The organism is Rhodoferax sp. U2-2l (assembly GCF_020594515.1).
Classification (GTDB): Bacteria; Pseudomonadota; Gammaproteobacteria; order Burkholderiales; family Burkholderiaceae_C; genus Rhodoferax.
In genome coordinates, this window is the sequence record NZ_JAJCTH010000011.1 from 100,210 (window position 1) to 126,309 (window position 26,100).

The 26,100-nt window shown below is 61.8% G+C and carries 28 protein-coding genes and 1 tRNA gene; 12 read left to right on the forward strand and 17 right to left on the reverse strand.

All coding sequences use genetic code 11. The features are described from left to right. Positions 1-37: 37 nt before the first annotated feature. Positions 38-1,000: a complex I NDUFA9 subunit family protein gene (locus LHU53_RS11440; protein ID WP_227332785.1), complete on the reverse strand. Its 963-nt coding sequence runs from the start codon at positions 998-1,000 to the stop codon at positions 38-40. Positions 1,001-1,198: 198 nt separating this feature from the next. Continuing rightward, complete coding sequence (gene murB, locus LHU53_RS11445; protein ID WP_227332786.1) at positions 1,199-2,272, reverse strand: UDP-N-acetylmuramate dehydrogenase; 1,074 nt, start codon at positions 2,270-2,272, stop codon at positions 1,199-1,201. A gap of 37 nt (positions 2,273-2,309) precedes the next feature. Between murB and LHU53_RS11450 the strand changes: the two genes are divergently transcribed. From LHU53_RS11450 to LHU53_RS11465, 4 genes are read left to right on the forward strand one after another with little or no spacing between them, the layout of a single operon-like run. Beyond that, positions 2,310-2,795 (forward strand): YajQ family cyclic di-GMP-binding protein, encoded by a 486-nt coding sequence (locus tag LHU53_RS11450; RefSeq protein WP_227332787.1) that lies wholly within the window; start codon positions 2,310-2,312, stop codon positions 2,793-2,795. Continuing rightward, positions 2,795-3,457: a TIGR02281 family clan AA aspartic protease gene (locus LHU53_RS11455; protein ID WP_227332788.1), complete on the forward strand. Its 663-nt coding sequence runs from the start codon at positions 2,795-2,797 to the stop codon at positions 3,455-3,457. The genes LHU53_RS11450 and LHU53_RS11455 overlap by 1 nt, the downstream gene beginning before the upstream one ends. Positions 3,458-3,459: 2 nt before the next feature. Further along, entirely contained in the window at positions 3,460-4,425 is a 966-nt protein-coding gene (locus LHU53_RS11460; protein ID WP_227332789.1) for an HD-GYP domain-containing protein, read from the forward strand. Between the two features lie 57 nt (positions 4,426-4,482). Further along, positions 4,483-4,995 carry a HugZ family protein gene (locus LHU53_RS11465; RefSeq protein WP_227332790.1) on the forward strand — a complete coding sequence of 171 codons (513 nt, stop codon included), beginning with the start codon at positions 4,483-4,485 and terminating at the stop codon, positions 4,993-4,995. A gap of 53 nt (positions 4,996-5,048) precedes the next feature. On the opposite strand, the gene LHU53_RS11470 is transcribed toward LHU53_RS11465, so the two are convergent. The 8 genes from LHU53_RS11470 to LHU53_RS11505 all read right to left on the reverse strand — a co-directional run bounded on the left by LHU53_RS11470 (position 5,049) and on the right by LHU53_RS11505 (position 10,683). After that, positions 5,049-5,759 carry an amidotransferase gene (locus LHU53_RS11470; protein ID WP_227332791.1) on the reverse strand — a complete coding sequence of 237 codons (711 nt, stop codon included), beginning with the start codon at positions 5,757-5,759 and terminating at the stop codon, positions 5,049-5,051. After that, entirely contained in the window at positions 5,756-6,499 is a 744-nt protein-coding gene (plsY, locus tag LHU53_RS11475; RefSeq protein WP_227332792.1) for a glycerol-3-phosphate 1-O-acyltransferase PlsY, read from the reverse strand. The genes LHU53_RS11470 and plsY overlap by 4 nt, the downstream gene beginning before the upstream one ends. An 83-nt stretch (positions 6,500-6,582) precedes the next feature. After that, the gene (locus tag LHU53_RS11480) at positions 6,583-7,083 is read right to left on the reverse strand and encodes an aminoacyl-tRNA deacylase (protein ID WP_227332793.1); all 501 of its coding nucleotides are present in this window, start codon (positions 7,081-7,083) and stop codon (positions 6,583-6,585) included. 7 nt (positions 7,084-7,090) lie between these two features. Continuing rightward, positions 7,091-7,513 (reverse strand): BLUF domain-containing protein, encoded by a 423-nt coding sequence (locus tag LHU53_RS11485; RefSeq protein ID WP_227332794.1) that lies wholly within the window; start codon positions 7,511-7,513, stop codon positions 7,091-7,093. Positions 7,514-7,544: 31 nt separating this feature from the next. Then, positions 7,545-8,606, reverse strand: coding sequence for an aldo/keto reductase (locus LHU53_RS11490; RefSeq protein WP_227332795.1), 1,062 nt, complete (start codon positions 8,604-8,606; stop codon positions 7,545-7,547). Positions 8,607-8,699: 93 nt separating this feature from the next. Continuing rightward, the gene (locus tag LHU53_RS11495; protein WP_227332796.1) at positions 8,700-9,713 is read right to left on the reverse strand and encodes a sensor domain-containing diguanylate cyclase; all 1,014 of its coding nucleotides are present in this window, start codon (positions 9,711-9,713) and stop codon (positions 8,700-8,702) included. After that, on the reverse strand, positions 9,710-10,318 hold the full coding sequence (locus tag LHU53_RS11500) for a chemotaxis protein CheC (protein WP_227332797.1): 609 nt from the start codon (positions 10,316-10,318) through the stop codon (positions 9,710-9,712). Before LHU53_RS11500 ends, LHU53_RS11495 begins: the two co-directional genes overlap by 4 nt. Continuing rightward, entirely contained in the window at positions 10,315-10,683 is a 369-nt protein-coding gene (locus LHU53_RS11505; protein ID WP_227332798.1) for a response regulator transcription factor, read from the reverse strand. Before LHU53_RS11505 ends, LHU53_RS11500 begins: the two co-directional genes overlap by 4 nt. Before the next feature lie 105 nt (positions 10,684-10,788). Here LHU53_RS11505 and LHU53_RS11510 point away from each other — a divergent pair, with 105 nt between their 5' ends. The 6 genes from LHU53_RS11510 to LHU53_RS11535 all read left to right on the forward strand — a co-directional run bounded on the left by LHU53_RS11510 (position 10,789) and on the right by LHU53_RS11535 (position 17,459). Beyond that, the gene (locus LHU53_RS11510; protein WP_227332799.1) at positions 10,789-11,709 is read left to right on the forward strand and encodes an alpha/beta fold hydrolase; all 921 of its coding nucleotides are present in this window, start codon (positions 10,789-10,791) and stop codon (positions 11,707-11,709) included. Positions 11,710-11,748: 39 nt separating this feature from the next. Next, positions 11,749-12,853 (forward strand): peptide chain release factor 2 gene (gene prfB / locus LHU53_RS11515; protein ID WP_227332800.1). Its coding sequence is split into 2 segments (ribosomal slippage): positions 11,749-11,829 and positions 11,831-12,853, totalling 1,104 coding nucleotides; the frame shifts between segments, so codons are not numbered across the junction. Continuing rightward, entirely contained in the window at positions 12,850-13,623 is a 774-nt protein-coding gene (locus LHU53_RS11520) for an HAD family hydrolase (protein ID WP_370632278.1), read from the forward strand. The genes prfB and LHU53_RS11520 overlap by 4 nt, the downstream gene beginning before the upstream one ends. Then, positions 13,607-16,330 carry an aminopeptidase N gene (gene pepN / locus LHU53_RS11525; protein ID WP_227332801.1) on the forward strand — a complete coding sequence of 908 codons (2,724 nt, stop codon included), beginning with the start codon at positions 13,607-13,609 and terminating at the stop codon, positions 16,328-16,330. The genes LHU53_RS11520 and pepN overlap by 17 nt, the downstream gene beginning before the upstream one ends. Before the next feature lie 19 nt (positions 16,331-16,349). Continuing rightward, positions 16,350-17,354, forward strand: coding sequence for a class 1 fructose-bisphosphatase (locus LHU53_RS11530; RefSeq protein ID WP_227332802.1), 1,005 nt, complete (start codon positions 16,350-16,352; stop codon positions 17,352-17,354). 29 nt (positions 17,355-17,383) lie between these two features. Next, positions 17,384-17,459: transfer RNA gene (locus LHU53_RS11535), tRNA-Thr, on the forward strand. A gap of 72 nt (positions 17,460-17,531) precedes the next feature. On the opposite strand, the gene LHU53_RS19710 is transcribed toward LHU53_RS11535, so the two are convergent. The 5 genes from LHU53_RS19710 to LHU53_RS11555 all read right to left on the reverse strand — a co-directional run bounded on the left by LHU53_RS19710 (position 17,532) and on the right by LHU53_RS11555 (position 21,408). After that, on the reverse strand, positions 17,532-17,666 hold the full coding sequence (locus LHU53_RS19710; RefSeq protein ID WP_255632003.1) for a hypothetical protein: 135 nt from the start codon (positions 17,664-17,666) through the stop codon (positions 17,532-17,534). 192 nt (positions 17,667-17,858) lie between these two features. Continuing rightward, positions 17,859-19,064 carry a sodium ion-translocating decarboxylase subunit beta gene (locus LHU53_RS11540; RefSeq protein ID WP_227332803.1) on the reverse strand — a complete coding sequence of 402 codons (1,206 nt, stop codon included), beginning with the start codon at positions 19,062-19,064 and terminating at the stop codon, positions 17,859-17,861. Between the two features lie 26 nt (positions 19,065-19,090). After that, a complete protein-coding gene (locus LHU53_RS11545; RefSeq protein ID WP_227332804.1) occupies positions 19,091-19,486 on the reverse strand; it encodes a biotin/lipoyl-containing protein in 396 nt (131 codons plus the stop codon). Positions 19,487-19,504: 18 nt separating this feature from the next. Then, on the reverse strand, positions 19,505-19,831 hold the full coding sequence (locus LHU53_RS11550; RefSeq protein WP_227332805.1) for a hypothetical protein: 327 nt from the start codon (positions 19,829-19,831) through the stop codon (positions 19,505-19,507). Positions 19,832-19,854: 23 nt separating this feature from the next. Then, positions 19,855-21,408, reverse strand: coding sequence for an acyl-CoA carboxylase subunit beta (locus tag LHU53_RS11555; protein ID WP_227332806.1), 1,554 nt, complete (start codon positions 21,406-21,408; stop codon positions 19,855-19,857). 199 nt (positions 21,409-21,607) lie between these two features. Here LHU53_RS11555 and LHU53_RS11560 point away from each other — a divergent pair, with 199 nt between their 5' ends. Next, complete coding sequence (locus LHU53_RS11560) at positions 21,608-22,378, forward strand: YdcF family protein (RefSeq protein ID WP_227332807.1); 771 nt, start codon at positions 21,608-21,610, stop codon at positions 22,376-22,378. Positions 22,379-22,393: 15 nt separating this feature from the next. Here LHU53_RS11560 and LHU53_RS11565 read toward each other — a convergent pair whose 3' ends face one another. After that, positions 22,394-23,695, reverse strand: a complete 1,302-nt coding sequence (locus LHU53_RS11565) for a hemolysin family protein (protein WP_227332808.1) — start codon at positions 23,693-23,695, stop codon at positions 22,394-22,396. A gap of 24 nt (positions 23,696-23,719) precedes the next feature. Between LHU53_RS11565 and LHU53_RS11570 the strand changes: the two genes are divergently transcribed. Continuing rightward, entirely contained in the window at positions 23,720-24,571 is an 852-nt protein-coding gene (locus tag LHU53_RS11570) for a symmetrical bis(5'-nucleosyl)-tetraphosphatase (RefSeq protein WP_227332809.1), read from the forward strand. Between the two features lie 6 nt (positions 24,572-24,577). On the opposite strand, the gene LHU53_RS11575 is transcribed toward LHU53_RS11570, so the two are convergent. After that, entirely contained in the window at positions 24,578-26,014 is a 1,437-nt protein-coding gene (locus LHU53_RS11575) for a DEAD/DEAH box helicase (protein ID WP_370632280.1), read from the reverse strand. Positions 26,015-26,100 lie beyond the last annotated feature (86 nt).

The window sequence follows — 26,100 nt, forward strand, 5'->3', positions numbered from 1 at the left end:
ATGTCGTTTCTGACGACATGAGCGCGCCAGCTTGCCCCTACCTCCCCTGCAAATACCCCTGAGCAATCGGCTGCAAGGCCGAGGCGGTGATGCCCAGGGAGTCCAGGCCCGGGAATTTGCCAGTGGCCACGTTGGGCACTTTCATCGAGTCGAGGTTGTCGGTGCTCATCACCGGCTCACCCGGTGCCAGGCCCATCAGTTTGGCTTGCAGGCGGGCGGCCCAGTCGGGCAGGCCAAACACGGGGCGGCCAAAACCACCACCCAGGCCCGCCAGCTGGCCGGACAGTTGCACCAGCTGTTTCAGGGTGAACACCTCGGGGCCGACCACTTCGATGGTGCGTGGTGAGGCCGCTTGACTGGCGCCAGCCAGGCAACGCACCACGGCGCTGGCCACGTCTTGCACCCACACCGGCTGAAACTGCGCGTTGGCACCGGCCAGCGGCAGCACCGGGAAGATTTTTTGCAACTTGGCAAACACGTTGAGGAACTTGTCCTGGGCACCAAAAATCACGCTCGGGCGCAGGATGCTCAGGTCAAAGCCGCCGCGCTCGCTGCTGCCTGCCACCGCACCGGTGGCGGCCTGGATCAGCACCGCCTCACCCTCGCCTTTGGAGCGCAAATACATCGACGGTAGGGTTTGTGGCTGCAGCGCATCGGTGCCCAGGGCGCTGACATGCACCAGCTGTTTCACGCCGTGGGCCAGGCAAGCCTTGGCAATTTTTCGTGGCAGGGCCACATGGGTGCACTCAAACGCGTCTTGTGTGCCGTGCAGGATGGCCACCAGGTTGACCACAGCGTCGTGTCCAGCCACGGCCTGGGCCAGGGCTGCTTCATTGTGCACATCGAGTTCCAGCACGGTTAGGCCGGGCAGCAGCTTGATGTGGTTCGCGTTGGCGCGCCGCCTTGTGGGCACGGTGACGGCCCAGCCGTCACGCACCAGTTTTTCACACACATGGGCACCTACAAAGCCGGTACCCCCAAGCACAAGGATTTTTTTCATGGCTGCATCATGTCTCAAATGGGCGCTGAAATCCGCTTAAGCGCACAGATAGCCCGACGCTGCCACAGGGCACCCGCCGCAGTGGCCGATTGAAGCCATCAACACACTATGCTAACAATAGCTAGATGCCCAATAAATCCGGGGCCAGAGGCCAAAAAAAACACAAACTATCCGTTGCGGCCTGTTACCGAAAGCAGCTCACACCACCACCGGTTCGGGCTCGAGCCAAATACCAAATCGCTCGTAGACACTGGTCTGGATTGCTTTGGCCAGGGTCATGACCTCACCACCGGTGGCGCCATCGGGGCCGTCGACCGAGCCACGGTTCACCAGCACCAGCGCCTGTTTCTCGTAGACGCCCGCTTTGCCGACCGACTTGCCGCGCCAGCCGCAGGCGTCGATCAGCCAACCCGCCGCCAGCTTGAAGCTGCCGTCGGCCAGCGGGTAAAACACCACCTTGGGGTCGCGGCCAATGATGTCGGCGCACTGCTCGGGTGTCACCGTGGGGTTCTTGAAGAAACTGCCCGCGTTGCCAATCACCGCCGGATCGGGCAGTTTGGCGCGGCGGATCTCACACACCCAGTCAAACAGCTGCTGCGCGGTGGGCTGGTCCACACCGTGCTCGGCCATTTTTTTCTCGAGGTCCAGGTAACCCAGCACCGGTTTCCAGGGTTTGGGCAGGGCAAAACGCACACGCAGGATCAGCGCCCGGTCTTTGAGGCCAATGGCCTGCTGGCCCGCATCTGGATTGGCTGCACTGCTATGTTTAAAAACAGAGTCACGGTAACCGAAGGCGCATTGGGCGGCGTTCAGGGTGAACACCTGACCAGTCACCAGGTCAATCGCGTCGAGCGAATCAAAGCGGTCCTGCAGCTCCACCCCATAAGCGCCGATGTTCTGCACCGGCGCGGCGCCCACGGTGCCCGGGATCAGCGCCATGTTCTCCAGGCCGGGCCAGCCCTGCGCCAGCGTCCAGGCCACAAAATCGTGCCAGTTTTCACCGGCACCGGCTTCAACGATGACCGCTTTGTCGGTCTCGGCCACCAGTTGGCGGCCCAAAATCTCGACCTTGAGCACCAGTGGTTTGACATCACCGGTAAGGATCACATTGCTGCCGCCGCCCAGCACAAATTTGGGCAAATCGACCCACAGCGGGTCGGCCAGCAGGGTGCTGATGTCGGCTTGGGTGCTGATGTGGGCCAGCGCATTGGCTTTGGCCAGGATGTGAAAGCTGTTGTAGGCCTGTAGCGGCACATTGTTCTGAACTAACATGGCGGAATTGTCGAACATTTATTTAGCGAGAACTCTTATGCCCTCTTTTGACACCGTTTGTGAAGCCAAGATGGTGGACGTGAAACACGCCGTGGAAAACACGTCCAAAGAAATTGCCACCCGTTTTGACTTCAAAGGCACACCCGCCGCTGTCGAACTCAAAGACAAGGAAATCACCCTGATTGGGGACGCCGACTTCCAGCTCAGCCAGATCGAGGACATCCTGCGCAACAAACTCACCAAACGCGAGGTGGATGTGCGTTTTCTAGACAAGGGTGACGTCCAGAAAATCGGCGGTGACAAGGTCAAGCAGGTCATCAAGATCCGCGACGGCATCGAGACCGAGTTGGCCAAAAAAATCCAGCGCCTGATCAAGGACAGCAAGATCAAGGTGCAGGCTGCCATCCAGGACGGAAAATTGCGCGTCACCGGCAAAGACCGCGACGACCTGCAGGCCGCCCAAGCCCTGATGCGCAAGGAAATCACCGACATTCCCCTGAGTTTTGACAACTACCGCGACTGATGCACCCGCTGCTGCGCACCCTGCCCGCCGTGGCCAGCGCGATGCTGCTGTGCACTGTGGCCTTGCCGAGCGCCGCCCAAAATGTGGCGCTGGCTGGCCTGCTGGGCAGCAAGGCGCTGCTGGTGATCGACGGCGGCCAGCCGCGCAGTCTGGCACCGGGAGAATCTCACGAAGGCGTCAAACTGCTCAGCCTGCAGGGTGATCAAGCCACGGTGGAAATGGCGGGCGAGCGCATGTTGTTGCGCCTGGGCGGCACACCGGTCAGCGTGGGTGGCTCTGGCGATGCCGCGGGTGGCAACAAGCTGGTGCTGAATGCTGACGCACGTGGCCATTTCATGACGCAGGGGCAGATCAACGGGCGCAGCGCGTCGATGATGGTCGACACGGGCGCCTCCATGGTCAGCCTGTCGGCAGAGCAAGCCCGGCAATTGGGCCTCAATTACACACAGGGGCGGCCACAAGCCATGAGCACGGCCAATGGCGTCATTCCCGCCTGGCGCATCAAGCTCGACCAACTGCGCGTGGGCAGCGTCACGCTGTACAACATGGACGCGGTGGTGTCCGAAGGCGCCATGCCTTACGTGCTGCTGGGCAACAACTTTCTGAGCCGCTTCCAGATGAACCGCAACAACGATCAGATGGTGCTGGACAAGCGTTTTTGAGCATGGCGCTGATCGTTAAAACCGAAGACGAGTACGAGGACTTGCTCGGCCAATGGTCTGACCTCGAGTCCGGGCTGGCGATGGTGTTGACGCATCCTGACAGCGTGCAGGAATTCAGCCAGCGCATTCACCAGTACGACCGCTGGCTGCAGGACTTGCTCAGACAAGACACCGACGTCAGCCTGTACCTGCTTTTTCAGCTCGCGACCAAGTCGCCAGTGGGTTACAGCGCCTCGCATGCCCTGGTGTGCGCCGTGTTGTGCGACCTGATCGCCACCGACTTTGCCCTGCCCCGCAGCCAGCGCGACAGCCTGGTGCGCGCCGCGCTCACCATGAACGTGGCCATGACCGTGCTGCAGGACGAGATGGCCAGCCAGCGCAGCCGCCCCACGCGCGAACAGCAGGCCGCCATCAACGAGCACCCGATCAAAGGTGCCGAGATGCTGGCGGGCAAGGGCATCACCGACGCGCTGTGGCTGGATGTGGTGCGGCTGCACCATGTCGAAGACCGCTCGCCCGTGGCATTGATCATGCTGCCCGCGCCACGGCGACTGGCGCATATTCTGCTGGTGGTCGACCGCTACGCCGCCATGATCAGCCCGCGTGAGTCGCGCGAAGGGCAAAGTGCCGCCGACTCGGCCCGCCACCTGATCCAGGGCCACACCGAACACGGCGGCGCCATCGGGCAGGCGCTGGTTCGCAGGGTGGGGTTTTGCCCGCCAGGCACCTTTGTGCAACTGGAAGACGGGCGCGTGGCCATCGTCACGCGGCGCACCCAACAGATCAACCAACCCGACGTGGTGGTGGTGATGGACGCGCAGGCCAAGCTGATCCGCCCACCGCTGTTACATGCCACCTCGGGTGCGGGCGCGGGCATTGCGTCGGCGCTGCTGGCCTCGGCCGTGCGTGAGCGGGTCAACCACCACCTGATTCTGCAAATTGGGGCTGCGAGTGCCGTCCCCGCCTGAACCGTTAGGGATAGCTGCCAGCCCATGATCCATAAGGACTGAAGGCCGTTTTGATCTATGAACGCTGAAGAACCTGAAGGCACCCAGCCGCACGAAACCCGCCTGAACCGGGCCCTGCGCACCCTGCTCCACACCCAGCGCGTGGCCGCCCTGGGCACGCTCAATGGGCAGGGCAAGCCATTTGTGTCGATGGTGCCGTTTGCCATTGAGCCACACCGTGGCGCGCTGATCATCCATGTCAGCCAGTTGGCGCCGCACACGCGTTACCTGATGTCTGACCCAACGGTGTCGATGCTGGTGATGCAGGCCGAGGTGCCGGGGGAGCCGGTGCACGCCCTGCCCCGCCTGTCGCTGGAGGGCACCGCTGCCCGCCTGATGCCTGACAGCGCAGACTGGCGGGCTGCCAAAAGCGCCTATCTCGCGCGCTTTCCTGACGCGGAAATGATGACCCACTTGGGTGATTTCAGCTTTTTTGCCATCACCGCCCTGGCCGCGCGACAGGTGGCGGGTTTCGGTGCAGCCCGATCGGTGGCGCCCGAGGATTTGGCCAGCGTGCTCAAGCCGCGCTGATGCTGGCAGGTGTGGCGGACACGATCCGCCCGGCGGGCCTTGGCAACGTCAGGTCAGACCGGCGACGGTACACCCTCGATAAAGGCGACGATCATGCGCGCCACGACAGCGCCGTCATGCCCCTTGGCCAGGCTGTCGGTACACGCCAGATACTGCGCCTCGCCCAGCGCCACACGCCGTTTGTCGAGCAAAAACGCGCTGTAGGCTTCCACAAACTCCGGGTGCGGCTGCACACAAAACACCCGGTCATCCACCGCGAAGGCCGCCACCGGGCAAAAGTCGCTGGTGGCCAGCAGCGTGGCGCCTTCGGGCAAGTCAAACACCTGGTCCTGGTGGCTGGCCAGCAAGCCCAGGTCAGTGCGTCCTTGGGCCATGTCGGGCGCCAGCCATTGGTAGGCCATGCGCCCGGCACCCCAACCCTGCGGCGCCCGGCCGACCCGTGCGCCCAGACACAGCGCAATCAACTGGTGGCCAAAACAGATGCCAATCAATTTCTTTTTGGCCTGCAGCAGCTGCTCGACCTGCTGGCGCAACGCCAGCACCCAGGGCTCTTGCGAGAAAGCGTCGGCCCGGCTGCCGGTCAACAACACCGCGTCATACGCATCAAATGACGCAGGATAGTGCCCCTGCATGGTGTTGAACAGGTCGATCTGGCCGGTGGCACCGGCATCGCGCAGCAGGCGCTCCGTCATGGCGCCATAACTTTGGTAGATCGGCGCTACCGCCGGGTCGAGGTAATCGTTGTCGAGGATGCAGAGTTTCATGAGCGACGTTTGCCTGAGTGGGGTGGCTTGTGTTCAGCCGGGTGGTCTGACTTGGCGGGCCGGTGATGCGGGTGGCCACGGTGCGCACCATGGTCCGGCAACGCCGCCGGTGGCACTGCTTTTTTGCCCAGCTTTGACTCGGTGCCCTTGATCAGCCGGTTGATGTTGTCAGCGTGGCGATAAAGCAGAAACAGCGCCATCACGGTGATGCCAAACGCCACCGGGGTGTTTTTGAGCCAAAACGTATCACCCGCCAGCAGGTACACCACCGGCGCCATCACCGCCGCAGTGATCGACGCCAGCGACGAGTAGCGGAACCCGGCTGCCATCAGCACCCAGATCAGCAGCGTGGCCAGACCCAGCCAACCGCTCACCCCCAGCAGCACACCCAGCGCGGTGGCCACGCCCTTGCCGCCTTCAAATTTGAAAAACACCGGGTACACATGCCCCAGAAAAGCCGCCAGCCCGACCATCGCCAGCGTGCCCTCGCCCAGACCATAGGGTGCGCCATACCAACTCACCAGCGCCACCGGCAGCCAGCCCTTGGCGGCGTCCAGCAGCAGCGTGATGATGGCAGCCGCCTTGGAGCCCGAGCGCAACACATTGGTGGCCCCAGGGTTTTTGCTGCCAAAGGTGCGCGGATCGTTCAGGCCCATGATGCGGCTGACGATCACCGCAAACGACAGCGACCCGACCAGATACGCGGCCAGCACGGCCAGAAAAGGCCCAAAACTTTGCATGAATTCCAAACAACACTCCTGCTGCCCGACATGGCGGGCGTGAAACCGGTATTTTGCCAGCCTGCGTTGGCCGCGCCAAAACCTCAGCCCAGCCCCTCAGCCAGCGCGCAAGTCACCGGCTTTGCACCCAGCAGGTCCACACACACCTGCGGCGCCAGCCCCACCAGGTAACCCCGGCGTCCGCCGTTGATCAGGATTTTGGGCAGCGCCAAAATGGTGGCCTCAACAAACACCGGCATGGTTTTTCGGGTGCCAAACGGCGAGGTGCCGCCCACCAGATAACCGCTGTGCCGGTTGGCCACCTCCGGCGTGCACGGCTCCACCGACTTGGCGCCGATCTGGCGCGCCAGGTTTTTGGTCGACACCTTGCGGTTGCCATGCATCAGCACCACCAACGGTTTGGCGTCTTGGTCCTGCATGATCAACGTCTTGACCACCGCGTACGGATCCCAGCCCAGCTCGGCCGCGCTGTGCAAAGCGCCACCGTGTTCCAGATAGTCGTAAGGGTGTTCAGAGAAAGCCACCCGGCTGGCTTTGAGCAGCTGAGTGGCAGGCGTCAGGCTGACGTGGTCTTTCTTGGCCATGTGACCGTCAAAGCATGCCCCGGCTGAAGAGTTCCAGCATTTCGAGCGCCACCCCTGGCTTGCCACTGATCGCGGCGGCATCAAAACCAAACTCGAAAAACGGCGCGTAGTCAGGCACCTTGGCAGCCAAACCGGGCTCAAGTTGCCGGTAACCCATGCGCCAGTCGGCGAAATGCCGCTCGGTCACGGTTTCTTCGGTCAGCAGCACCGTGTTCCGGTGGCGAACGTCCTGGCAAATGCGGTCGTAGGTGCGCTTGACCAATTCGCGCTCGCCTTCAAGCACCTGCAAAAAATTGCCCTGGGCGTACAGCAGCATGCCGGTGATGCCGTCTTCCTCGTTGTGGCGCACCGACGAGGCCAGAATGGCCGGAATCTGCGTCTCGTCCTTATTGACCAAATCGCTCACGTAGATCAACTGCACCAAACTCATTTAACCCTCCAACAGCACGTCAGCCAAACACTCACATGGCCGGGTCACGCAGCTCCCAGCGGATCACATCCACTTGCTGGAGCAGTTCAGGCGACAAGGACGTGCCCCAGATGTCGATATTTTCATCCAGCTGCGCCACCGAGGTCACACCGATGATGGTGCTGGCCACCCGCCACTGGTTGTAACAAAAGGCCAGCGCCAGTTGCGTCGGCGTGAGCCCGTGCGCGCGGGCCAATGCGCTGTAGCGTTTGGCTGCCACCAGCGCCTCGGGGCGGCCCCAGCGCTGTTTGCGGCTGGCCTCGAATTTGGTCAGGCGCGCTTGTGCGGGCGCACCGGGCCCGGTCAGGCCGGTGTCGTCGTATTTGCCACTCAGCAAGCCAAATGACAGCGGCGAATACGCCAGCAGCGACACGCTCAGGTGGTGCAGGGTTTCGTCCAGCGCGTTCTCCACACTGCGGTTGAGCAGGCTGTAGCCGTTTTGGACGGTGGCCACACGCGGCAAGCCGTGCTGCTCGGCCAGGCGCACAAATTCGTGCACGCCATACGGCGTTTCATTCGACAAACCCACCGCGCGCACCTTGCCGGCCTTGACCAGTTGGCCCAGCGCTTCCAACTGGGCGTGGATGGAGGCGCCTGTTTCCTCACGCGGTTGGAAATACAGGCTGCCAAACATCGGCACACTGCGTACCGGCCAGTGGATCTGGTAGAGGTCAATCACATCGGTTTTCAGGCGCTGCAGGCTGGCGTCGCACGCGGCCAGGATGTCGTCTGGCGTCAAGTCGGTGCTGCCACCGCGAATCCACGGCATGCCACGGCTGGGGCCCGCCACCTTGGTGGCAAGAATGAGCTTTTGCCGCGCGCCCGGACGCTGCGCCAGCCAGTTGCCAAGGATGCGCTCGGTGGCGTTGAAGGTTTCGGCACGCGGCGGCACGGCGTACATCTCGGCCGTGTCGATGAAATTGATGCCGCGCTCCAGCGCGCGATCCAGAATGGCAAAGGCCAGGGCCTCATCGACTTGCTCGCCAAAGGTCATGGTGCCCAGGCAAATGGGGGTCACAAAGAGATCGCTGCTGCCAAGTTGAAGCGTATTCATGGGTGTCAAAAAAGTTGTCAAAACGTCGGTCGCACAAGTTTATGGCCCGCATCCAAGCCCGCAACGCCACGTTTGAACGCAGCCGGGACAGTGTCACGCACCTTGAGGTTGATCCACATGCTCTGAAAAAACAGGCGCTGTGCCGCAGACCTGGTTGCGCCCGGCATCCTTGGCGCGGTACAGCGCGATGTCTGCCAGGTTCAGCAGGCTCTCGGCAGTGAGTACCTGGTGGGGGGCGGACACCGCCACTCCCGCGCTTAGGGTCAACACCTGCGCACAATCGCTGCCCGCGTGCGCTATTTGCAGATCGCGCACGCGCCGCAACACCTCATGGGCCAGTTGCATGGCGCCGGCCTGGTCGGTTTCGGGCAGGATGACCACCAATTCCTCGCCGCCAAAACGTGCTGCCACGTCGCGCGGGCGCCGGCAAATCTCGCGCAGCACGGCCCCCACGCTGCGCAGGACGTCGTCACCCTTGAGGTGACCGTACAAATCATTGAATTGCTTGAAGTAGTCGATGTCGAACATGACTGCCGCCACGCTGGTGCCCAGGCGGTCAGCGGCACGCAGCTCCTGTGCGAGCTTGTCATCCAGCAGGCGACGGTTACCCAGTCCAGTCAGGGTGTCGAGGTTGGCCATGTCGTGCAGCTTGTCGGCCTGCGCCTTGAGCAGGCGCTCACGCATCACCGAGTTGGTGACATCGCTGATCTGGATCATTGTGTAACGCTGGTCGGCCATGCGGGTCGCCTGAAAACCCATCGGAATGATGCGGATGGACTGGCGCAACACCTTGTCCTGGCTGCGCTGTGCCGATGGCAGGTACAGCGGAAAAGGTGCCGGATGCAAGGTCTGCGACAGCAGCGCCGGGAAGCCGCTGGCCAGCGCCTGCGTCAGAAACAGCATGAAGTGGCTGCGCACCAGCTGTGGAAAGACCTCGTCGAGCTTTTTTTGCGCCATCTGGTCAAACGCCATCTCGGCATGGCGCAAAAACCACTTGTTGGCAAACACCACGCGGCTTTGGCCATCCAGCACGATCAGGCCCAGCTGCAGGTTGTCGAGCGCCCAGTCTGACCAGGGCGGGTTGGCGGCGATTTCGGGCGAATTCATGTGTGCAAGGTCTGCAGGAAGGCTTGCACCGTGGCCTTGAGCGATGCGACAGACTCCACATCCAGCATGAACACCAGATAACCCTGGACGGCCAAGGCATCCAGGGTGAAGTCAATCTGCAGACTCAGCACCTGTTCTTGCAGTTGCCCCTGGCCGCACAACACGTCGCGCACCGGGCCCATTTCAACCTGCGGCAGGGAACCTTCAAACCTGAGCCGCAGCACATCGGCAATGCCTGAAACCACCGAGTTGAGCAGGATGTTGCCAATCTCGGCCATGGCTTCCTGCTCCATTTCGCCAAGCTGTTCCAGCGGCACGTCGCCGCCCACCATCATCTGCACCAGTTGCAGGCTTTGCTGCACCGGGAACATCAGCACGGCTTCGGTGTTGAGCACACCCCTGAAATCTTGGCGTACCGCGCAAATGCGCTCCGTGCCCTGGGCCATCAGGTCGTCGCTGATGTCTTGCTTGGACAGCATGGCGACCAGCGGCACCTTCAGGCGCACCGGCGAGCCAGCCAGCTGGCTCAAGGCATCGGCGGCCTGACCGACGCCGACATTGAAAACCTCGGTCAGGGCATCGAGTTCAATGTCGTTCAGGTTCATGTTGCTGCAAGAAAATAGCCAATCGCCTCGCGAATGGCGGGCTCGGTGGCGGGCTTTTTGATGAAGGTGACTTGCAAGGCAGCGGCTTGGTCGCGACTGGCTTCCTGGATGTTGGCGGTCAGCATGGCGATGCGCGCGGTGGTGTTGAAGGTGCGGATCTGCTCAACAGCCTCGAAACCGTTGATACCCGGCATGTTGACATCCATGGTGATGAAGTCCGGCGCACTCACGCGCACCATGGCCACGGCTTCTTCCCCGCTGGCGGCCTCCAACAGCGTCCAGGTGGGCTGCAGTTGCTGCACCTTGGCCTTGATCATCATGCGGGAAACCTTGCTGTCGTCGACCACTAAAAGCGTCTGCGTCATTGCCAACTTTCGTTATTTTTTATCGGGTCATCAATTATGCAACGATGCCCATACGGCTTGACGATGTGCCCCAAGGGAACTGGCGGCGTCTTTATCATCGGCAGCATGTACAGCGCTCAAAAAATCTCCCGCAGTGTCTTTGTTCCCGTGCGCGGCCTGCACTACCACGTCCGGGTCTGGGGCGAACCCCAGGCGGATCAGCCGCCGCTGGTGCTGTTACACGGCTGGATGGATGTGGCGGCCAGCTTCCAGTTTGTGGTGGACGCGCTGGAACAGGACCACTTCATCATCGCCCCCGACTGGCGCGGTTTTGGCCTGACCGCCTCAGGCGGCGCCGACAGCTTCTGGTACCCCGATTACCTGGCGGACCTGGACGCGCTGCTGGCCCACTACGCGCCCGATACGCCGGTGCATCTGGTCGGCCACAGCATGGGCGCCAACATCGCCATGTTGTACGCCGGTATTCGCCCACAGCGGGTGCGCAGCCTGGTCAATCTGGAAGGTTTTGGCCTGCCCGCCACCCAGCCCGAACAGGCGGTGGCGCGATTCACCCAGTGGCTGGACGAGCTGAAAGCGCCAAACGGCCAGACAACACAGCTCAAAGCCTACCCGTCGCTGGACGCCGTGGCCGCCCGCCTCAAGAAAAACAACCCGCGCCTGGGTGCCGACAAGGCCAGCTGGCTGGCCAGCCACTGGGCGGTCGAGGCGGCTCCCGGCCAATGGCAAATTTTGGCCGAGGCGGCGCACAAGCTGGCCAACCCGCAGCTCTACCGCGTGGACGAAATCCTGGCCATCCACCGCCACATCAGCGCACCCGTGCTGATGGTGGAGGCCGAAGACGACAGCATTGCCCAGTGGTGGCACAGCAAGTTCACCCGCGCCGAACATCGCCAACGCCTGCAGGCGGTACCCGATCTGCGCCTGGAGGTGCTGCCCGACTGCGGTCACATGCTGCACCATGACCAGCCGCAGGCGGTGGCGGCGTTGATGGAAGCCTTCATCACCGAGCCCGGCGTGAGAAAATAGCCTGTTATTTGTCAGACAGAACCACACAGGATATTCATCATGGAAGCAGAACGCATCAACGCCATTGGCAACCTCCTCGCTGATTTGAGCGCCCGGGCCCTTGATTTACGGGGGTATCTTTGACTTCGATGCCAAATTCGAACGTCTGAGAACCGTCAACGCCAGCCTGGAAGACCCCACGGTCTGGAATGACCCCAAACGCGCCCAGGAGCTGGGCAAAGAGAAAAAGCTGCTCGACGGCGTGGTGGTCACGCTCACCGACCTGCAGCGCGATTTGTCCGACAACACCGAGCTGTTCGAGATGAGCCGCGACGACAACGACGAGGCCGGCCTGATCACCATCGAGGAAGACGCTGTCCGGCTCGAAGAGATTGTCAAGGGCCTGGAATTCCGCCGCATGTTCAACAACCCGGCCGACCCGCTGAACTGTTTTGTCGACATCCAGGCCGGCGCCGGGGGTACCGAGGCCTGCGACTGGGCCAGCATGCTGCTGCGCCAGTACCTGCGTTACTGCGAGCGCAAGGGATTCAAGACCGAGGTGGAAGACGAAACGGCCGGTGACACGGCGGGCATCAAGGGCGCGTCGTTCAGGGTGGAAGGTGAATACGCCTTTGGCCTGCTGCGCACCGAAACTGGCGTGCACCGGCTGGTGCGCAAGAGCCCGTTTGACTCATCAGGCGGCCGCCACACCAGCTTTGCCAGCGTGTTTGTTTACCCCGAGATTGATGACTCGATCGAGATCAACATCAACCCGTCAGATGTGCGCACTGACACCTTCCGCGCCAGCGGCGCCGGTGGCCAGCACATCAACAAGACCGACTCGGCCGTGCGGCTGACGCACATCCCCACGGGCATCGTGGTGCAGTGCCAGGACGGCCGCAGCCAACACGGCAACCGCGACATCGCCTGGCAGCGCTTGCGCTCCAAGCTGTACGACTTTGAACTGCGCAAGCAAAAAGAAGAGCAGCAAAAACTCGAAGATGGCAAAACGGACGTGGGCTGGGGGCACCAGATTCGCAGCTATGTGCTGGACAACAGCCGCATCAAGGACCTGCGCACCAACTATGAAACGTCCGCCACACAAAAGGTGCTGGACGGGGATCTGGACCCGTTCATTGAAGCTTCTTTGAAGCAAGGCGTATGAGTACCAACCAGTCGTCGGTTACCAACGTCTTGAGCGCCGCCGGGCCGCCCCAAGGCGCGAGGGCCCCCTTGGGGGGCAGTGCAGTACGCGAAGCCACAAACGTGGGGGCGTTTATTTTCGACATGGACGGCACCATGATCGACTCGATGGCCAGCCATGCCAAGAGCTGGGTGGCGTTTGTGCAGCAGCACGGCATCGAGATCGACATCCCTGACCTGATGCGCCGCACCACCGGGCGCACCGGCGCCGAATGCATGCGCGAGCTGTTCCAGCGTGACATGACCGATGCCGAGGCCTGGGGCTACATTGCCATCAAGGAACAGCTCTACCGCGACCTGTTCGCACCGATCTTTGCCGAGGTGGTTGGCTTCAAACAGTTTGCCGCGCAAGCCCTGCAGCGCGGCCTGAAACTCGGTGTAGGCACGGCGGGCGACCGCCACAACATCGCATTTGCCATGCAGCGCCTGTGCTTGCCCCAGGCACCGCATGCGGTGGTCGGCGGTGATGAAGGCCTGCCCGGCAAACCCCAGCCCGCTATATTTTTAGAAGCCGCCAGGCGAATGGGAATCAGGCCTGAAGACTGTATTGTTTTTGAAGACGCACCACTGGGCATCGAGGCCGCGCGGCGTGCCGGTATGCGGGCGGTAGCCATCTGCACCAGTCACCGCGCCGAGGAGCTGGCCGGGCCGCACGTGATCGCGGCTGCAGGCAATTACCTCGAACTCATCGAATCAAAATTTCTGGAGACACTACATGTTGCAACTGCGTGATGCATCGGGGGCCACCGTGGTGCGCCGCGCCGACTACTCGACCCCGGCGTTCTGGATCGACACCGTGGCGCTGACCTTCGATTTGGACCCGGCCAAGACCCGCGTCCTCAACAAGATGACGTTGCGCCGCAATCCTGACGTGCCCGCACAAGCCTTGCGCCTGGACGGTGACGAGCTGAACCTGGCGCGGGTGCTGGTCAACGGCGCCGGTTGTTCGTTCAAGATGGACGGCAGCCAGCTGGTGCTGGAAAACCTGCCCGCTGAAGGCAGCTTTGAGCTGGAGATCTTCACCACCTGCGCCCCCATCAAAAACACCAAACTGATGGGCCTGTACGTCAGCAACGACTCGTTCTTCACGCAGTGTGAGGCTGAGGGGTTCCGGCGCATCACCTACTTCATGGACCGCCCGGACGTGATGGCCAGCTACAGCGTGACGCTGCGCGCTGACAAGCTGCGCTACCCGGTGCTGCTGTCCAACGGCAACCTGGTCGAGCAAGGTGATCTGGAAGACGGCCGCCATTTCGCGCGCTGGGTCGACCCGTTTAAGAAACCCTGCTACCTGTTCGCCCTGGTGGCGGGCAAGCTGGTGGCGCGTGAACAGCGCATCGTGGCGCGCAACGGTAAAGAGCATTTGCTGCAGGTCTATGTGCGCCCCGGCGACATGGACAAGACCGAACACGCGATGCAGTCACTGATCAACTCGGTGATCTGGGACGAAGCCCGCTTTGGCCTGCCGCTGGACCTGGAGCGTTTCATGATCGTCGCCACCAGCGACTTCAACATGGGCGCCATGGAGAACAAGGGCCTCAACATCTTCAACACCAAGTACGTGCTGGCGAACCAGGCAACCGCCACCGATGTCGACTTTGCCAACATCGAGTCGGTCGTTGGCCACGAGTACTTCCACAACTGGACCGGCAACCGCATCACCTGCCGCGACTGGTTCCAGCTCAGCCTGAAAGAAGGCCTGACCGTGTTCCGCGACCAGGAATTCAGCATGGACCTGTGCGCCGAGCCGTCTGCCCGCGCCGTCAAACGCATCGAAGACGTGCGGGTGTTGCGCACCGCCCAGTTCCCCGAAGACGCCGGCCCGATGGCGCACCCGGTGCGGCCTGACAGCTACATCGAGATCAACAACTTCTACACCGTCACCATCTACGAAAAAGGTGCCGAGGTGGTGCGCATGATGCAAACATTGGCTACCGAAGGGCCCTCCGATCCCTCGGGCCGCAGCGGTTTTGCCAAAGGCATGGCGCTGTACTTCGAGCGGTTTGACGGTCAGGCCGTCACCTGCGACGACTTTGCCCAGGCGATTGCCGATGCCAACCCGGACTCCGCGCTGGCCAAACTGCTGCCGCAATTCAAACGCTGGTACAGCCAGGCCGGTACACCGCGTGTCAAAGCGGTTGGCGAGTTCAACGCCGCCGAGCGCACCTACAAGCTCACCTTCACCCAAAGCTGCCCCGCCACCCCTGGCCAGGACAGCAAAGAGCCGTTTGTGATCCCGGTCCAACTCGGCCTGGTGGGTGCCAGCGGCGCCGCCCTGCCCCTGCACATCCAGAACGATCTGGGCAGTGTGGGCGACAGCCACCTGCTGGTGCTGCCCCAGGCCAGCGAGTCGATCACCTTTGAGAACGTGAACGAAGAGCCGGTGCCCTCGATCCTGCGCGGCTTCAGCGCGCCAGTGATCCTGGACTTTGACTACACCGACGCCCAGTTGCTGACCCTGCTGGCCCACGACCACGACCCCTTCAACCGCTGGGAAGCCGGGCAACGTCTGGCCCTGCGCAGCGCTATTCAATCCATAGTGGACAGCCCAGACGGTATAAGGGCCAAGGGTCTGAATCATGCCTATGTCGAGGCCATGCGCGCCGTGCTGCGCCACCCGACGCTGGATGCCGCGTTCAAGGAACTGGTGCTGACCCTGCCAAGTGAGACCTACATCGCCGAACAGCTCGACGTGGTGGACCCGCAACGTGTGCACGCGGTGCGTGAAGCCATGCGTGAACAGCTCGCGCGTGAACTGCTGGACGACTGGGTCTGGGCGTTTGAAACCCACAAGGCCAACGGCAGCTACCGCCCCGACACCCTGTCGAGCGGTCGCCGCGCCCTGGCTGGCCTGGCGCTCAACTACCTGTGCCTGGCCGCCCGCAGCTCTGAAGACACGGTCTGGCCCGGCAAGGCCTACCAGCGCTTCAAGGACGCTGACAACATGACCGACCGGCTCAACGCCCTGTCGGCCCTGGTGCACAGCGGCCACGAGCTGGCCAAACCCGCGCTGGCACGCTTCCACAGCCTGTTCAAGGGTGAGGAGCTGGTGCTGGACAAATGGTTTGCGCTGCAAGCCGGTTGCTGTGACCGCGGTGGCCAGGTGCTGCCTGCGGTGCGCGCGCTCATGAAACACGCCGACTTCAACCTCAAGAACCCCAACCGCGCCCGCAGCGTGATCTTCAGCTATTGCAGTGCCAACCCCGGCGCGTTCCACCGCAGTGATGCGGCGGGTTACGTGTTCTGGAGTGAACAGGTGCTGGAGTTGGACGCCATCAACCCGCAAGTCGCCGCCCGCCTGGCGCGTGCGCTGGACCGCTGGAAAAAACTGGCCGAGCCCTACCAGAACGCAGCCCGCGAAGCCCTGAAACGCGTCGCCGCCAAGGCCGACCTGAGCAATGATGTGCGCGAGGTGGTCACCCGCGCGCTGGCCGATTGATTCACTCCGGGAGCTATTGATGCCGAAAAAAACCTACCTCACCCGTTATCTGGTGGAGAAACAACGCCTGAACGGACACATTTCGCCCGAGCTGCGACTGATGCTCGAAGTGGTGGCGCGTGCTTGCAAACGCATCAGCCAAGCCGTCAACAAAGGCGCGCTGGGTGAGGTGATGGGCAGCGCCGACAGCGAGAACATCCAGGGTGAAATGCAAAAGAAACTCGACATCATCGCCAACGAGGTGCTGATCGAAGCCAACGAATGGGGCGGCCACCTGGCGGCCATGGCCAGCGAGGAAATGGAAGGCATCCACGTGGTGCCCAACCGTTACCCACAGGGCGAATACCTGCTGTTGTTTGACCCGCTGGACGGCTCCAGCAACATCGATGTGAACGTGAGCATCGGCACCATCTTCAGCGTGCTCAAAAAGCCCGAAGGCGCCGGCGTGTCAGAGCAGGATTTTTTGCAGGTTGGCACCAAGCAGGTGGCGGCTGGCTACTGCGTCTACGGCCCTCAAACTACCCTGGTGCTCACCGTGGGCGACGGCGTGGCGGTGTTCACCCTGGACCGCGAACAGGGCTCGTTCCTGCTGACGCAGGAAGACTTGCAGATTCCGGAAGACACCAAGGAATTCGCCATCAACATGAGCAACCAACGGCACTGGGCGGCACCGGTCACCCGCTACATTGACGAATGTCTGCAAGGCCGGGATGGCCCGCGTGGCAAGGACTTCAACATGCGCTGGGTCGGCTCCATGGTGGCCGACGTGCACCGCATCCTGACCCGCGGCGGCGTGTTCCTCTACCCCTGGGACAAACGTGAACCCGAGAAGCCCGGCAAGCTGCGCCTGATGTACGAGGCCAACCCGATGAGCTGGCTGGTCGAGCAGGCTGGCGGTGTAGCCAGCGACGGCCAACAGCGGATTCTCGACATCCCGGTCACAGCACTGCACCAGCGTGTGGCGGTGTTCATGGGCTCCAAAAACGAGGTCGACCGCGTCATCAGCTACCACGCCGAGGCCTGATCGGCTGGTTATAATGACGGGCTTACCAAGCCGGTGTAGCTCAGTCGGTAGAGCAGCTCATTCGTAATGAGAAGGTCGGGTGTTCGATTCATCTCTCCGGCACCAGAATGAATAAGGGTTCATTGCTGTCCATCAGCAGTGAACCCTTTTTTATGTCAGACCCGTCACACCGGAACGTCAGCTCATTTTCAGTTGCGCCAAAAGAAAATAGGTGACAGTCAGGGTACCAAAAATCAAAGTTAGCGCAATGATGCCACCGGCGTAAATTTTGAAGAGTTTATTTTTAGCTTGGAGCGCTCGGTTTTCAGACATCGGAACATTTCTTAAAAGGTTTTGGCCATGCAGGAGTATGGGACAGAGGTGTGGAGCTGAAGATCGTCAGCCACCCCGGCGATTATGGTCGAGACACCACGTCGTCATGGTTCCCCGGCCACAACCATGCAGCTACAGCACCCAAGGTTTCCTGGACCGTGCTGATCACACAGTGCAAGACATGTTGAGCCGTTAGCGCAACACGCTGACAAACGTCGCGGCAATGATGGCGCTGGTGATGACGCCGCTGATATTGGCACCCAGCGCCTGCGGCAGGATGATGGCAGAGGGGTTGGCAGTTGAAGCAATTTTCTGGACCACCTTGGCTGTGGTCGGCACACAACTCACCCCTGCTATCCCGATGATGGGGTTGAATTTTTTGCCGGTGGCAAAGTACAGGATGTAACCCCCCAGCAAACCGCCCAGCGCCGAGATCAACAGCGCCAACATGCCCAGCAACAAGAGTTTGAGCACCACCGGGTCCAGCAAGGTGCTGGCTTCACACAACACACCCAAGGTCAAGCCCAGGAAGAACGTGGCGCCGTAGAGAAACGTTTCACCCAACAATTTGGAGAACGACTCCAGCCCGCTTTCGCGCACCGCCACGCCCACAAACAGCGAGAAAAACAGCGGGGCCGCCACCGGGAACAGCAGGCACAGCAGCGTGCAGGCTACCACGGCGAAAACCATCTTTTGTGCGCGGCTGATTTTTGGCCCCAGATCCGTGGACATGTTGATGCCACGAATGTGCTCAGGCACCAGCCACTTGATCAGATAAGGGTAAAGGCCGTAGGTGAGGCCAAGATACAAATAACCCACCACCGTGATCGGCACAAACAGGTCTTTGGCCAGAATCAGCGACGTGAACAACACCATCGGGCCATCGGCGCCACCAATGGTGGCCACCGACGCCGCCTGGCCCGGCGCCATGCCCAGGGCGATGGCAATCGGGAACACCGCAAACGTGCCCAACTCGGCAAACAGCGCGATGAACATGCTCTGGAAGGGCCGTGCCATCACGTACCCCACATCCAGCAGCACACCGATGCCCATGAAGACAAAGCAGGCGATCAGGCCATTGCTGAAGGTGAAGGTGTAGATGGGTTGCAGCCAGTTGATCTGCAGGATGTTGACCAGATCGGTCGGGTTCGACATCAGCGGGTCAATGAACAAGGTACCGGCCTTGTCACTGTCGAGGAACATCACGCCGGCGTTGATGGCAGACATGCCCAGACCCATCGGGATCATCAACAGCGGCTCCAGGACCTCGCGAGATCCCAGATAAATCAGCAAAAATCCCAGCAGCATCAAAAAGATGCGCCCATACATGATGGACGGGTCCGCTGCGACCAGGGTGGCAATGCCCTGGAACAGATCGAGAAAACTTAAGTGTTCCATCGCGCGTGGCTCGAACTGGGGCGAGCTTACTGAATGGTCATCACGGGCTGACCACCTTCAACCGCGTCCCCCGCGGCCACCATCACCCGCGTCACCGTCCCGGCGCGGCTGGCCAGCAAGTGGTTTTTCATTTTCATCGCTTCGAGCACCAGCAAACTGTCACCCTTGGCCACGATTTGACCGACCTTGACCTCGACTTGGACGACCACCCCACCCATCTGCGCGACCTCGTCACCCGCGCCAGCTGCCGTGGCGGGTGCTGGCACAGGCGTCCGGACCGGTGGCGGCGCGCTGAACACGGATGCCTCACTGGCAGGCATGGGCATCACCGGCGCCGACGCAGCTGTCGAGCCCGGAGTCACTTCCAGAACAGCCACGTCATATTCACGGCCATTGACAGTTACTTTGAATAATCGGGTCATGGTGGGTTCCTGTTTGAATCAATGTTGAGGCCGCTGCAGCACGGCATGCGAAGTGTGTTGCGCCGCACGCCCATGGCTGGACCAGGAGCGGTTGGTGGGCGAAATGTGCAAGATGCGGTGCGGCCCGATGGCCGCAAAAACAGCCGCAGTCAAAGCCGCCACATCCTCGTCCGGGATGCCAAAGGCCACCGGACACACCTCGCCTTGTGGCACCGCCTTGGCAGCCGCGCCACGCTCAAGCCGCCCGGTGACCAGCACCATGAGCTTGATCAGAACAGCCACCAGCATGGCGATAACGATGGCGATGCCGTAAACCTGCAGCGAGAAAAGAACGGGCTGGTTCATGGTGAAAATGTTCCTGGTGAACGTCAGAGCGGCATGTTGCCGTGTTTCTTGCCGGGCCGCAGTTCGCGTTTGCCCAATGTTTTACGCAGTGCCAGTGCCAGAGTCCAGCGGGTGTCGGCCGGGTCAATCACATCGGTGATGTAGAAGTTGGAGGCCGCTGCGTAGGGCGAGGCAAATTCGTCGCGGTATTGCTGGGTCAGCTCAGCCGCCTTGGCCTTGGGGTCGGTGGCTTCCTTGAGCTCTTTGCGGTACAGGATTTTGACGGCGGCTTCAGCGCCCATCACGGCGATTTCGGCGGATGGCCAGGCATAGACCATGTCGGCACGCATCTCCTGGCTGCACATGGCCAGATAGGAGCCGCCGTACGACTTGCGCAGAATCACGGTGAGCTTGGGCACCGTGGCAGAGGCAAAAGCGTGCAACATCTTGGCGCCATGGCGAATGATGCCGCCACGCTCTTCTTCGACACCCGGAAGGAAACCCGGCACATCGACCAGCGTGACCAATGGCACGTTGAAGACATTGCAGGTGCGCACAAAGCGGGCGATTTTGTCGGCGGCGTCCAGATCGAGTGCACCCGCCATCACCATCGGGTTATTGGCCACCACCCCCACCACCACGCCTGAAATGCGGGCAAAGCCGACGATCACGTTGCGGGCAAAGCTGGCATGCACTTCCAGCAACTCACCCCGGTCCATCAGACGCCGAATGACCGCGTGCATGTCCAGCGGTTCGGATGAATCGGAGGGAATCAGGTCCTTCATGCCCTCGTCAACCACCTCGTCGATCGGGATCGACAGGTCATGCGGTGGTTCTTCGGTGTTGTTGGAGGGCAGGAACGACAGCAGGCTTTTCACCAGGGCGATGGCATGCTGGTCGTCCTCGGCGATGAAGTGCACGTTGCCACTGACTGAGGCATGCATCTCGGCGCTACCCACTTCGTCCATGGTGGTGGTGCGCCCGGTCACGGCCTTGATCACCTCCGGGCCGGTCAGGAACATGTAGGCGTTGTGCCGCGCCATGATGACAAAGTCCATCAAGGCTGGTGAATAGGCCGCACCGCCGGCACATGGGCCCAGCACCACGGCAATCTGCGGCACCACACCAGAAAGCGCCACGTTGTAATAAAAAACGTCGCCATAACCGGACAAGGCATCCACACCCTCTTGAATCCGAGCGCCGCCCGAGTCCTTGAAAGCCACCATCGGCACGCCCACCCGCAAGGCATGGCGCATCAGGCGAACGATCTTGCGCGCCTGCATCTTGCCCATGGTGCCAGCCAGCACCTGGAAGTCCTGGCTGAAAGCTGCCACCTGCATGTTGCCCACGTACCCGGTGCCAGTGATCACGCCATCGGTTGGCAACTCGCGCCCCGCCATGCCAAACGACACCGCGTTGTGGTGGGCATGCATGCCCATTTCCTGAAAACTGCCGTCAAGAAAGAGGGCATTCACCCGTTCGCGGGCCGACAACATGCCTTTGGCGTGCAGTGCGGCGAGCTTCTCCGGGCTGACATTGTTGATCACTTTCTCGCGCCGTTGGCGCAAGGTGTTCATGGCTTCGATGGGTAGGGTCATCACGGGTCCCGCTGGATTGTTTTGTCTGACAAGCCTTCAATGCACTGGCAAACCGAACTCCAATGACTCGGGTCGCGTGCTTTGCTGCGCCGCAGTATAGCCCCGCCCTCTAATTATGAATTGATTATTACAAGTTCTTTGACATGGATCAGCCACCTACGAATGGGGCTCCATTTTGACGATTGCTTAAACTGGCCCCATGTTTCTGGCCTCCAAATTCATGTCCTTTTTGACCCAACCCCTGGCTTGGGTGGCTTGCCTGATGACCCTGGGCATTTTGCTGGCTAGGCGCCGCCCCGCGGTGGCTCGCAGACTGAACGTGGCGGCGCTGGGACTCTTGCTGGTTCTGGGCTGGGAGCCCTTGCCCAATGCCGCGCTGCGTTACCTTGAAAACCAGTACCCGGCCACCACGCCCAATGACAGCCAGACACACGCTGTTGGCGTGATTGTGCTGGGCGGGGCGCTGGAGTCGGCTTATCTCTGGAACCATCCCGGTCAAAGCGCGCTCAACGAGGCCGCTGAGCGGATGACGGAAGTGGCGCCGTTGCTGCGCCAACAGCCCCACTTGAAGGTGCTCTTTACCGGCGGTGAGGGCGAACTGTTTGGCACCGGGCCGTCAGAGGCAGAACGCGCGCGGCAGTTTTTCGAAGCCCAGGGTTTGGCCGCCGAGCAGCTGATTCTGGAATCTGCGTCCCGCACCACGTATGAAAACGCGGTCCTGAGCCAACAGATACCGGGTGTTGAAGCGGCCAAGCCGTGGCTGTTGCTGACATCGGCCTACCACATGCCGCGGGCCATGGCGGCGTTTCGGCGGGCGGGCTGGAACGTGATCGCCTACCCGGTGGACTTTCGCAGTGGCAGCGCCACGCCATGGACGCAGTATTCGATGGATCAGGGGGTGAAACGATGGCGGCTGGCCTTGCATGAAGTGCTGGGCTTGCTGGCCTACCGCCTGGCCGGGCGCGCATAAAGCAACCGCCGTGGGTCACAACTCGGCTGGCGGCACCAGACTGGCCAGCACCTTGTCAATGCGTTTGCCGTCCAGGTCAACCACCTCGAACAGCCAGTTCTCACACACGATTTGTTCACCCGTCACCGGCAAGTGGCCGCTCACCGCCATCAACAGACCGGCCAAGGTGTTGTAGCGCCCCCGTTCTTCGGCCGGCAACTCATCAATGTCCAGCCGTGCCTTGAGTTCGTTGATGGGCATCAAACCATCCAGCAGCCAGCTGCCGTCGTCGCGCTGTGTTGCCCAGGCATCGGTCTGCAAGCCCGGCTGCAGTTCACCGGTGATAGCTTCCAGCAGGTCGTAGGGCGTCAGCAGCCCCTGGACCACACCATATTCGTCCACCACCAACACCAGGCGCCCCACCTTGGCCCGAAACTGCTCCAGCAACTCCATGCCGCTGAGCGTCTCGGGCACAAACACGGCCACCGTGACGTAGTCCGCCAAGGTGCCGGGGCTGTATGCGCCCAGCTCCAGCAATCGCGCCACGCTGATCTTGCCAATCACATCGTCCAGCGACCCCCGGCACACCGGGTACCAGGAGTGCGACTTTTGCGCCCCATCGGCACCCACCTTTTGCAAACTCTCGGCCACCGTCATGCTGGCGTCCAGCCAGTCGATCTCGGCGCTGGGCACCATCAGCGAGGTGAGCGGACGATCATCCAGGCTGAACACGTTTTGCACCATCTGGTGCTCATGCTCCTCAATCACGCCAGCGTCCACCCCCTCTTCCAGGCTGGCGGTGATTTCCTCTTCGGTCATGGGCCGCGAGGCGGTGGTGTCGATGCGCAGCAGTTGCAAAACAGCCGCAGTGGTACCGGAGAGCAGTTTGACAAACGGGCCGGCGGCGCGTGCCAGCCACAACATGGGCCGAGCCACCCAGCGCGACACCGGCTCGGGGTAAAGCTGGCCAATGCGTTTGGGCACCAGTTCACCAAAAATGATGGTGGTGAAGGTGATGATGGTGACCACCAGAGCGGTGGCTGACAACGCTGCGGCTTTCTCTGCGACACCCATGGCCTGCAGCCAACTGGCCAATCCATCGCTGAAAGCCGCCTCACCCACAATGCCATTGAGCACCCCGATGGAGGTGATGCCGACTTGAACCGTTGACAAAAATTGGTTGGGGTTGTCGAGCAGTTTGAGTGAGGCTTGCGCGCCCTTGTCACCGTCTTCGGCCATGGCCGTCAGCCGGGACTTGCGGCTGGCCGCCAGCGCCAACTCAGACATGGCGAAGACGCCATTGAGCAGCGTCAAAAAAACAATCAGCAAAAATTCCATGCAGGGCACGCGACAATCAACATCATGGCACTTTACCTGATTGGCGATGTGCAGGGCTGCAACGCTTGCCTGCAACACCTGCTGGACAAAATATCCTTTTCCCCCAGCCGTGACACCTTGTATCTATTGGGTGACCTGGTGAACCGTGGGCCGGACTCGGCCGGCGTGCTGCGCCGCCTGATGGCTTATGGCCATGCGGCGCAATGCCTGTTGGGCAACCACGATCTGCACCTGCTGGCTGCGGCCCACGGCGCACGCCAACCCAGCCGCAAAGACACGTTGCACGATGTGCTGAACGCCCCCGACCGACCGGCGATGCTGGACTGGTTGCGCCAGCAACACCTGGCGATCCTGCTGCCCCATCAAACCACGACGTACTTGTTGGTCCATGCCGGTGTCCTGCCAGGTTGGAGTGCGGCCAAAACCATGGCGCTGGCCCAGGAGGTTGAAACCGTTTTGCGCGGCCCGGATCTGCCCGCGTTTTTACATCAGATGTATGGCAACGCGCCCGCTGGCTGGCACGACAGCCTGACCGGTGTCGACCGTCTGCGCGTCATCGTCAACGCCCTGACACGGCTGCGGTTTTGCACACCTGAGGGCGAGATGGAGTTCTCGGTCACGGGCGCAGCAGATGCCGCGCCGCCGGGCTATATGCCGTGGTTTGACGTACCGGGGCGCCACAGTGCGGATGTGTGTGTGGCCTTCGGCCACTGGTCCACCTTGGGCTGGCTGGACCGATCCGATGTACTGGCGCTGGACACAGGCTGCGTGTGGGGCGGCTCGCTGACTGCGCTCAAATTGGGCCAAGAAACTGGCCCAAACACCCACGAATTGATCCAGGTGCGCTGCCCTCAGGCGCAAAAGCCGGGCAGTTGAGGGCGCTTAAACGGGCGTGAACAGCGCCGCCACCTTGCGCTTGGGCCGGATGTTGCCCGAAATAGCGCGCACGCCAGGCCTGGCAGCAGCCGCTTCCCAGGAAGGTGCCGCCTCGGGTGGCAACGAGGGCTCGTACGGTTTGTCAAAAAACGGGTCAGCGGGCGCCGATCTGACGCGCGGCTTGTAGTCGCTGCGCGCCTCGCGCGGTGGCCGTGGGGAACCCGCTTCGCGTCCACGCTCGGCCTCTTGCTGGTACATGCGCCGGCCATCGTTGATGTGGCCTTGTTTGCGGATATCGGGCAGGTCTTCCTCAAACTCGATGGGTTCCAGATCCAGCTTGGTCTTCAGGAGCTTCTCAATCTCGGCCACCAGGCGACCGTCGCTCTTGGAAACAAACGTCACTGCCAGGCCAGACTGCCCGGCACGACCGGTGCGGCCAATGCGGTGCACGTAGTCTTCGGCGTGGAACGGAATGTCGAAGTTGAACACCGCCGGCACGTCCTTGATGTCCAGCCCGCGGGCGGCAACGTCGGTGCACACCAGCAAATCCACCTCGCCGCTCTTGAACGACTCCAGCGCTTTGAGGCGCTCGTCCTGGCTCTTGTCACCATGCAACGCGGTGGTTTTGAGGCCTTCGCGCTCGAGCGAGCGCGCCAGGCGGGCGCAGCCGAGTTTGCTGTTGACAAACACAAAGGCCTGTTTGAGCCCGCGCTGCTTGAGGATCTGGTGCAGGGCGTGGCGCTTGTCATCATCACCCACACTGTAAAAATGTTGCTCCACGGTGGAGGCGGTGGCGTTGGAGCGCGCCACTTCAATGGTCACCGGGTCTTGCAGGTAGCTGTTGGCCAGGCGCTTGATCTCTGGCGAGAACGTGGCGGAGAACAGCAAGGTGGTGCGCTGCTTAGGCAGGTAGCTCAGGATGCGCTGCAGGTCGGGTAAAAAGCCGATATCGAGCATGCGGTCTGCTTCGTCCAGCACCACGTACTCCACCTGGTTGAGCACGCAGTTTTTGGCTTCGATGTGGTCCAGCAGCCGCCCGGGCGTGGCCACCAGCACTTCCACGCCTTTTTTCAGCTCCAGGGTTTGCGGCTTCATGTCGATGCCGCCAAACACCACCGTGCTGCGCAGGTTGGTGTATTTGCCATACAGCCGGACCTGTTCTGCCACCTGGTCCGCCAGTTCGCGCGTGGGCAGCAGCACCAGCGCACGCACCGGGTGGCGCGCCGGTGAGGTGGAGGCGTTTTCATGCTTGAGCATGCGTTGCAGCAGCGGCAAGGCAAATGCGGCGGTCTTGCCGGTGCCGGTCTGGGCGGCGCCCATCACGTCGCGCCCCTGCAGCACCACAGGAATCGCCTGGGCCTGGATCGGGGTCATGGTCTCGTAACCCATTTCAGCCACAGCGCGGGCCAAGGGGTCTGACAACTGCAGTTGGGCAAAGGCCATGGGCAGTGTGTCGGCGGTCAAAACATTGGAGGTATCAGGAGTCAGGTCGGTCATTCAGAGCCAGGATAAGTTGCTATCCATCCGAT

Excerpts from the sequence above, each read along its gene's own strand:
- LHU53_RS11570 (WP_227332809.1), top strand. The coding sequence starts at position 23,720 with ATGGCACTTTACCTGATTGGCGATGTGCAGGGCTGCAACGCTTGCCTG.
- pepN (WP_227332801.1), top strand. The coding sequence starts at position 13,607 with ATGTTGCAACTGCGTGATGCATCGGGGGCCACCGTGGTGCGCCGCGCC.
- LHU53_RS11495 (WP_227332796.1), bottom strand. The coding sequence starts at position 9,713 with ATGAATTCGCCCGAAATCGCCGCCAACCCGCCCTGGTCAGACTGGGCG.
- LHU53_RS19710 (WP_255632003.1), bottom strand. The coding sequence starts at position 17,666 with ATGTCTGAAAACCGAGCGCTCCAAGCTAAAAATAAACTCTTCAAAATT.
- LHU53_RS11465 (WP_227332790.1), top strand. The coding sequence starts at position 4,483 with ATGAACGCTGAAGAACCTGAAGGCACCCAGCCGCACGAAACCCGCCTG.
- LHU53_RS11500 (WP_227332797.1), bottom strand. The coding sequence starts at position 10,318 with ATGAACCTGAACGACATTGAACTCGATGCCCTGACCGAGGTTTTCAAT.
- LHU53_RS11540 (WP_227332803.1), bottom strand. The coding sequence starts at position 19,064 with ATGGAACACTTAAGTTTTCTCGATCTGTTCCAGGGCATTGCCACCCTG.
- LHU53_RS11510 (WP_227332799.1), top strand. The coding sequence starts at position 10,789 with ATGTACAGCGCTCAAAAAATCTCCCGCAGTGTCTTTGTTCCCGTGCGC.
- LHU53_RS11550 (WP_227332805.1), bottom strand. The coding sequence starts at position 19,831 with ATGAACCAGCCCGTTCTTTTCTCGCTGCAGGTTTACGGCATCGCCATC.
- LHU53_RS11565 (WP_227332808.1), bottom strand. The coding sequence starts at position 23,695 with ATGGAATTTTTGCTGATTGTTTTTTTGACGCTGCTCAATGGCGTCTTC.
- LHU53_RS11480 (WP_227332793.1), bottom strand. The coding sequence starts at position 7,083 with ATGGCCAAGAAAGACCACGTCAGCCTGACGCCTGCCACTCAGCTGCTC.
- LHU53_RS11555 (WP_227332806.1), bottom strand. The coding sequence starts at position 21,408 with ATGACCCTACCCATCGAAGCCATGAACACCTTGCGCCAACGGCGCGAG.
- LHU53_RS11505 (WP_227332798.1), bottom strand. The coding sequence starts at position 10,683 with ATGACGCAGACGCTTTTAGTGGTCGACGACAGCAAGGTTTCCCGCATG.
- LHU53_RS11460 (WP_227332789.1), top strand. The coding sequence starts at position 3,460 with ATGGCGCTGATCGTTAAAACCGAAGACGAGTACGAGGACTTGCTCGGC.
- LHU53_RS11520 (WP_370632278.1), top strand. The coding sequence starts at position 12,850 with ATGAGTACCAACCAGTCGTCGGTTACCAACGTCTTGAGCGCCGCCGGG.
- murB (WP_227332786.1), bottom strand. The coding sequence starts at position 2,272 with ATGTTAGTTCAGAACAATGTGCCGCTACAGGCCTACAACAGCTTTCAC.
- LHU53_RS11575 (WP_370632280.1), bottom strand. The coding sequence starts at position 26,014 with ATGGCCTTTGCCCAACTGCAGTTGTCAGACCCCTTGGCCCGCGCTGTG.
- LHU53_RS11485 (WP_227332794.1), bottom strand. The coding sequence starts at position 7,513 with ATGAGTTTGGTGCAGTTGATCTACGTGAGCGATTTGGTCAATAAGGAC.
- LHU53_RS11455 (WP_227332788.1), top strand. The coding sequence starts at position 2,795 with ATGCACCCGCTGCTGCGCACCCTGCCCGCCGTGGCCAGCGCGATGCTG.
- LHU53_RS11530 (WP_227332802.1), top strand. The coding sequence starts at position 16,350 with ATGCCGAAAAAAACCTACCTCACCCGTTATCTGGTGGAGAAACAACGC.
- LHU53_RS11440 (WP_227332785.1), bottom strand. The coding sequence starts at position 1,000 with ATGAAAAAAATCCTTGTGCTTGGGGGTACCGGCTTTGTAGGTGCCCAT.
- LHU53_RS11490 (WP_227332795.1), bottom strand. The coding sequence starts at position 8,606 with ATGAATACGCTTCAACTTGGCAGCAGCGATCTCTTTGTGACCCCCATT.
- LHU53_RS11560 (WP_227332807.1), top strand. The coding sequence starts at position 21,608 with ATGTTTCTGGCCTCCAAATTCATGTCCTTTTTGACCCAACCCCTGGCT.
- LHU53_RS11450 (WP_227332787.1), top strand. The coding sequence starts at position 2,310 with ATGCCCTCTTTTGACACCGTTTGTGAAGCCAAGATGGTGGACGTGAAA.
- LHU53_RS11545 (WP_227332804.1), bottom strand. The coding sequence starts at position 19,486 with ATGACCCGATTATTCAAAGTAACTGTCAATGGCCGTGAATATGACGTG.
- plsY (WP_227332792.1), bottom strand. The coding sequence starts at position 6,499 with ATGCAAAGTTTTGGGCCTTTTCTGGCCGTGCTGGCCGCGTATCTGGTC.
- LHU53_RS11470 (WP_227332791.1), bottom strand. The coding sequence starts at position 5,759 with ATGAAACTCTGCATCCTCGACAACGATTACCTCGACCCGGCGGTAGCG.